This is a genomic window from Corallococcus exercitus (assembly GCF_003611585.1).
Taxonomy (GTDB): domain Bacteria; phylum Myxococcota; class Myxococcia; order Myxococcales; family Myxococcaceae; genus Corallococcus; species Corallococcus exercitus.
In genome coordinates this window covers 1-6,830 of the sequence record NZ_RAVW01000483.1, presented here as the reverse complement: position 1 = coordinate 6,830, position 6,830 = coordinate 1, and the positions used below count along the sequence as shown (strand labels likewise).

Annotated in this window: 2 protein-coding genes; both read right to left on the bottom strand. The window is 74.0% G+C overall.

Translation table 11 applies throughout. The features are described from left to right. A partial coding sequence (locus D7W79_RS36405; RefSeq protein WP_158617141.1) for a non-ribosomal peptide synthetase occupies positions 1–4,832 on the bottom strand: 4,832 nt, incomplete at its 3' end. Positions 4,833–4,908: 76 nt separating this feature from the next. Further along, the coding region (locus D7W79_RS36400) for an ABC transporter C-terminal domain-containing protein (RefSeq protein WP_208729932.1) at positions 4,909–6,830 on the bottom strand (1,922 nt) is incomplete at its 5' end.

The following is a 6,830-nucleotide window of genomic DNA, read 5'->3' as shown; positions in this document are numbered from 1 at the left end:
GGGTTGAGCGGCAGCGCGTCCAGCACCACGAAGGCCGTGGGCACCATGTACTCCGGCAGCGTGCGGCGCAGCCCGTCCTTGAGCGCCGCCGCGTCCAGCGTGTGCCCGTCCCGGGCGACGACGTAGGCGACCAGTCGCTTGTCGCCGGGCACGTCCTCGCGCGCCAGCACCACGGCCTCGCGCACGCCGGGGGCGGCCTGCACGGCGGCCTCCACCTCACCCAGTTCGATGCGGAAGCCGCGCACCTTCACCTGGAAGTCGTCGCGGCCCAGGTACTCCAGCGCGCCGTCGGGGCGGTAGCGCACGCGGTCCCCCGTCTTGTACATGCGCGAGCCCGGCGGACCGAAGGGCTCCGGCAGGAAGCGCTCCGCGGTGAGGTCCGGCCGGTGGAGGTAGCCGCGCGACTGGCCCTCGCCCGCGAGGTACAGCGCCCCGGGCTGGCCCACGGGCACCGGCCGCAGGTCCGCGTCCAGCACGTAGGCGCGGGTGTTGGACAGCGGCCGGCCGATGGGCGGCACCTCGCCCGGTCGCACGCGCGCGAAGGTGGAGTAGGTGGTGTCCTCCGACGGGCCATAGAGGTTGTAGAGCCGCTGCACCGTGGGCGTGTCGTACACCTGCCGCGCGAGCGACGCGGTCAGCGCCTCGCCCGCCAGATTGATGGTGCGCACCGAGGGCGGCAGCGCGCCCAGCCGCAACAGCTGCGCCATGGCGGAGGGCACGGTGTTGACGAGCGTCACCTCCGACGCCTGGGGCAGCTCCGCCAGGTGCAGCGCGTTGCGCGCGACGATGACGCGGCCTCCCCGGGTCAGTGGGGCGAAGACCTCGAAGACGGAGAGGTCGAAGTTGAGCGACGTGCACGCGAGCACGCCCTGGAGCTCCTCCGCGGAGAACACGCCGTGCACCCAGGTGAGGAAGGCCACCGCCGCGCGGTGCGGGATGGCCACGCCCTTGGGCCGCCCGGTGCTGCCCGACGTGTAGATGAGGTAGGCCAGGTTCTCCGGCAGGGGCGCGAGCGTGAGGGACGCGTCCGGGGGCGCCTGGCCCAGCGCCTCCCCGTCGTCCTCCAGGCACACCACCTGGCAGGTGTGCGCGGGCAGCGCGGGCACCAGGTGCGCGTGCGCCACGAGCGCGGGGCCGTGTGCGTCCTCCAGCAGGAAGGCCAGCCGCTCCCGCGGGTACGTGGGGTCGAGCGGCACGTACGCCCCACCCGCCTTGAGGATGCCCAGCATGCCCACGACCATGTCGGCGTTGCGCTCCACGCACAGGCCCACGCGGACCTCCGGGCCCACGCCCAGGGCCCGCAGCCGCCGCGCCAGGCGCCCGGCGCGCTGCTCCAGCTCGCGGTAGGTGAGCCGCACCGGGCCGGCGACCACCGCCACCGCGTCCGGCGTGCGCCGCGCCTGGGCCTCCACCAGGTGGTGCAGGCACGCGTCGCGAGGGAAGTCCTCCGCGGTGTCGTTCCAGGTCACCAGCACGCGGTGCCGCTCCTCGGCGGAGAGGACGGGGGCCCCGGGCTCGCGCTCGGGCGGGCCGCCGGTGTCCTCCGGCACGGTGTCCTCGGTGAGCGGGAGCACCGGGTGGCGCTCCCGGGCCGGCGCGGCGCGCTCCACCGGGGCAGCGGTGCCCGCGCGCGCGTCGTCCACGCACCGCGCGAGCTGCCGCACGGTGGGGTGCTGGAAGAGGACGCGCAGCGACAGCTCCACGCCGAAGCGCGCGCGCAGCCGCGCGAGCACGCGCGTGGCCAGCAGCGAGTTGCCGCCCAGCCGGAACAGGTCGTCCCGCGCGCCCACGTCCGCGACCCCCAGCAGCTCCCCGAACAGCGCGGCGATGGCCTCCTCCGTGGGCGTCTGGGGCGGGACGCGCGCCTCCTGCGCCGCGCGCTCCAGCGTGGGCGCGGGCAGCGCCTTGCGGTCCACCTTGCCGTTGGGGCTGAGCGGCAGCGCGTCCAGCACCACGAAGGACGGCGGCACCATGTACTCCGGCAGCCTCGCCTGGAGCGACGCCTTGAGCCCGTCCACGTCCACGGCCGCGCCGGCCCGGCCCGCGACGTAGGCCACCAGCCGCTTGTCGCCGGGCACGTCCTCGCGGGCCAGCACCACCGCCTGGCGCACGGTGGGGTGCTGCTCCAGCGCGGTTTCTATCTCCCCCAGCTCGATGCGCAGGCCACGCACCTTCACCTGGAAGTCAGCGCGGCCCAGGTACTCCACCTCGCCGTCCGGCAGCCAGCGCGCCACGTCCCCCGTGCGGTACATCCGCGCGCCAGGCAGGGCGCTGAACGGATCCGGGAGGAAGCGCTCCGCGGTGAGGTCCGGCCGGGACTGGTAGCCGCGCCCCACCTGCACGCCGCCGATGTACAGCTCCCCGGCCACGCCCACCGGCACCGGCTGGAACACCGGATCCAGGATGAGGATGGACGTGTTCGCCACCGCCCGGCCAATGGGCACCGAGCGCCGACCGTCGCCGGGCGTGCACGCGAAGTACGTCACGTCCACGGCCGCCTCCGTGGGGCCGTAGAGGTTGTGCAGGCCCGCGTGCGGCAGCACCTGGAGACAGCGCTCCTTGAGCTCCAGGGGCAGCGCCTCGCCGCTGCACACCACGCGGCGCAGCGACGCGCAGCCGCGCGCCTCCGGCTCCTCCAGGAACACCTGGAGCAGGGACGGCACGAAGTGCAGCGTGGTGACCCCCGCCTCGCGGATGAGCCGCGCGAGGTACGCGGGCTCCTGGTGGCCGCCGGGCCGGGCGACCACCAGCCGCGCGCCCGTCATCAGCGGCCAGAAGAACTCCCACACCGACACGTCGAAGCTGAAGGGCGTCTTCTGGAGCACCACGTCGTCCGCGCCCAGGCGGTACTCCGCCTGCATCCAGCGCAGGCGGTTGCACACGCCCCGGTGCGCGTTCATCGCGCCCTTGGGGCGGCCCGTGCTGCCGGAGGTGAAGATGATGTACGCGAGCGCGTCCGGCAGCGGCTGGCGCGCGGGCGCATGCGCGGGCAGGCGCGACAGCGCCTCCGCCTCCGCGTCCACGCACACCACGCGCGCCCCGTGGGGCGGCAGCCCGGGCACCAGGTGCTCCTGCGCCAGCAGCACCGTGGGGCGCGCGTCCTGGAACATCCACGTCAGGCGCTGCGCCGGGTAGCCCGGGTCGAAGGGCACGTAGGCCCCGCCCGCCTTGAGCACCGCCAGCAGTGACACCACCAGCTCCAGCGAGCGCTCCAGGCACACGCCCACGCGCGACTCCGGGCCCACGCCCCACTCCCGCAGCTGGTGCGCAAGCTGGTTGGCCCGCGCCTCCAGCTGCGCGTAGGTGAGCGTGGCGTCCCCGAACGCGAGCGCCACCCGGTCCGGTGTGCGCGCCACCTGCGCCTCGAAGAGCGACGCCAGGTCCTCCTGCTCCGGGTACGCCTGCCGCGCGCCGTGCCAGTCCACCAGGAGCTGACGGCGCTCCGCCTCGGAGAGCAGGGGCAGGTCGCGCAGGGCGGTGTCCGGCGCGGCCAGCGCGCCCACCAGCACCGTGCGCAGGTGCGCGAGCAGTCGCGCCAGGGTGGGCGCCTCGAACAGGTCGGTGCTGTATTCGGCGGACAGGCGCAGGCCCTGGGGCAGCTCCGTGGCGTAGAGGGTGAGGTCGTGCTTCGTCGTGTCGGTGGTGACGGGCAGCACCTCCAGCGTGAGGCCCTCCTGCTGGAGCACCGCGCCGGGCGCGTTCTGGTGGATGACCATCACCTGGAACAGCGGCAGGTGGCTGGAGCTGCGCTCGGGCTTGAGCGTCTCCACCAGCTTCTCGAACGGGACGCCCTGGTGCGCCTGGGCCTCCGATACCGTGTCCCCTACCCGGGCCATCAGCTCGCGGAAGCGCAGCCGGCCGGACAGCGGCGTGCGCAGCACCAGGGTGTTGATGAACAGGCCGATGAGCCCCTCCAGCTCCGCGCGGTCCCGGCCCGACACCAGCGTGCCCAGCGCCACGTCCTCCTGCCCCGTGTAGCGGTACACCAGCGACAGGAACGCGGACACCCACACCACGAAGAGCGTGGTGCCGTGGCGCTGGCTGAAGTCCCGCAGCGCCTGGGTGAGCTCCCGCGGCAGCGTGAGGAACTGCCGCGCGCCCGCCGAGCCCAGCGTCGCCGGCCGCGCCTTGTCCGCCGGCAGCTCCAGGCGCGCGTCGGGATCCAGCTTCCCGCGCCACCAGGCCAGCTGGGACTCCAGCGCCTCGCCCTGGAGCGTCGCGCGCTGCCACGCCGCGAAGTCCGCGTACTGCAGGGGCAGCGCCTCCAGCCTGGCGCTCGTGCCCGCCCGGGCCGCGGCGTAGACGGCCGCCAGTTCGCGCACGAGGACGCCCATGGACCAGCCGTCCGCGATGGCGTGGTGGAGGTTGAGCAGCAGCAGGTGCTCCTCTTCCGCCAGCGCATAGAGCGTGGCGCGCGCCAGCGGTCCCTCGGACAGGACGAAGGGGCGCTGGGCGTCGCGGGTGACGGCCCTCCACGCGTGCGCTTCGCGCTCCGCCTCCGGCACGCCGCGCAGGTCCTCGCGCTCCAGCCTCAGCACGAGCGACGGGGCGATGACCTGGACGGGCCGCCCCTCCTCCTCGCGCAGCGTCGTGCGCAGGGGCTCATGGCGCTCCACCAGGGCCTGGAGGCCCCGCTCGAGCGCGTCCGGGTCCAGCGCGCCCGTGAGGCGCACCACCGCGGGCATGTTGAAGAGCGCGCTGCCAGGGCTCCACTGGTCCAGGAACCACATCCGCTCCTGGGAGAAGGACGCGGGGGCCCTGCGCGCCCCCCGGGCCTTGGCCGCCAGCAGTCGGGCCAGCTTCGCGCGCTTCTCTTCCGGGGTCGTCGCCATCGGAACGCACCTCGCTGCGGGCGCCGGGGGTGCCGGTCGCTCAAGGGGTCTGGCTGCTGTCGTGAAAGGACTGCGGCTAGGTCGGAATGGACAGCCGGGTGTGAAGGACCGCGCGGGCCCGCTCCAGGACCGCGCTCACGTCGTCATCGGGGAGGGCCGCCTCCGCCCAGGCCAGCTCCGCCCCCCCTTCCCTGCCGGCGCCCCCCGGGGGGACCATCTGCTCCAAGAGCCGCCGTGCTTCCAGGCCGCGCTCCACCAGCGGCGGCGCCAGCGCGGTGACCAGCTCCAGGGTGCCATCCCGCGTGGACGTCAACACCACCGCGATGGAGCCGGTCCCCTTGCGCAGCTGCTCCGCCAGGGTGCGTGGCTGGAAGTCCAGCCCGTCCCCCAGGTGGTGACACACCACGGTGGTGTCCCCCACGGTGGTCGCGGTCTCCAGCAGGCGCCGCGCCAGCTCCGCGCGCACGGCCCGCTGCGCCTTGCGCTTCTCCTTCTTGTCGGCCTGGGGCGCGTGCGACAGGTGCTCCCAGCGCTCCAACAGGGGCGCGACCCGCGCGGGCGGCAGCTGTTCGTCCTCCAGGCGCTTGCGCAGCGCGCCCAGGTGCCGCACGCGCTCGTTGCCGCTGAAGACCTCCGTCCGCGCCAGGTCCTGCTCCAGCTCCGTCAGCTCCTGCTCCTGCCGCGCCGTGGCCTCGCGGGGCGTGGGGAGGGTGGGCGCGAAGACCTCCGGGACGCGGTCGAAGCCCACGACGTTCGCCTCGCCGTCCACGGCGTGCAGGCGCTTGCGGCTGAAGGGCAGCAGCTGCTCGTTGCCCACCTTCATCGCCAGCCGCCACGGGGTGTGTCGCCAGGACGGCAGGTGGCGCAGGTACACGGCGTTGTAGCGCGGCACCGGCCGGTCCCCGCGCAGCGTCTTGAAGGGGTCCGCGCCGCCGCCGGTCTCCAGCATCACGCCCCGCGCCTGCGCGTCGCGCATCAGCAGGTTGTTGATCAACCGGTACAGGCCCACCTCCTGAGGCAGCGACGTGTCGTAGCCGGAGACGGGCGAAAACATGACGCCGTTCACCACGACCGTGGCGTAAAACATGTCCACGCGGCCGTCCTTCACCAGCGCGCGCACGTCCAGCAGCGAGCCCGCCAGCATCTCCTCCATGTACGTGACGCTGATGGGCGGGTTGGTGGCGTACTTCTCCCGGTGCAGCCGCCGGTACAGCTCCGCCAGCCGGGGCGCGCAGCCGGGAAGCTCCCGGGCGTCCACCACGCGGTAGCCGGACGGCTCCAGCAGCCGCGCGTCGCGCCGCCGGTTCTCCCGGACGCGCCGCTCCAGCTCCGGCTCGAAGGGGAGCATCATCCGCGTGTGCGTCATGTACGCGAAGTCGTAGCCCTGCGCCTGGAGGTGGTTGAGCAGGGCCGCGTGCGTGACGGGGTTCACCGCGAGGAAGTAGGGGGCGTGGTCCGGAAAGCGCGTGGTGAGGAACTCCGTCAGCCGCCGCGCCTGGTCCTCCGTGAGGTTCGCGCCCGCGTTGCGCAGGCTGGGCCAGCAGTCCACCTGGACGGCCTTGTCCAGGCGCAGGGTCTTCATCACCGCGCCCACGCCCCAGAGCGCGCTGCTGGCGGCGAAGCCGGCCAGGGGCTTCCAGTTTCCGGTCCGGATGGCCTTGCGCTGACTGCCGATGAAGCGCTCGTACACCGAATACAGCACCGAGTTGCCGAAGGTGCCGTCGGTGACGGACAGCGGGATGAGCAGGTCGTCCAGCCCCAGCACGAACATCCGCGCGCGGTCCTCGAACCACGGCCCGGGGCCGTGCTGGACCAGCGGGACGAGGAAGCTCCTCAGGCCGCGCCCTTCCGCCGTGTCGGGGAAGGGAGCCGTGTGGATGGTCGTCGCGTCGTAGAGGATCATGGTCGGCTCAGGACTCGACGCCCAGGTGCGTGCACACGCGGCTGCGCGCCGCGTCCAGCGCCGCGTCCACGCCGTCCGCGCGCGAGCCCCCACCC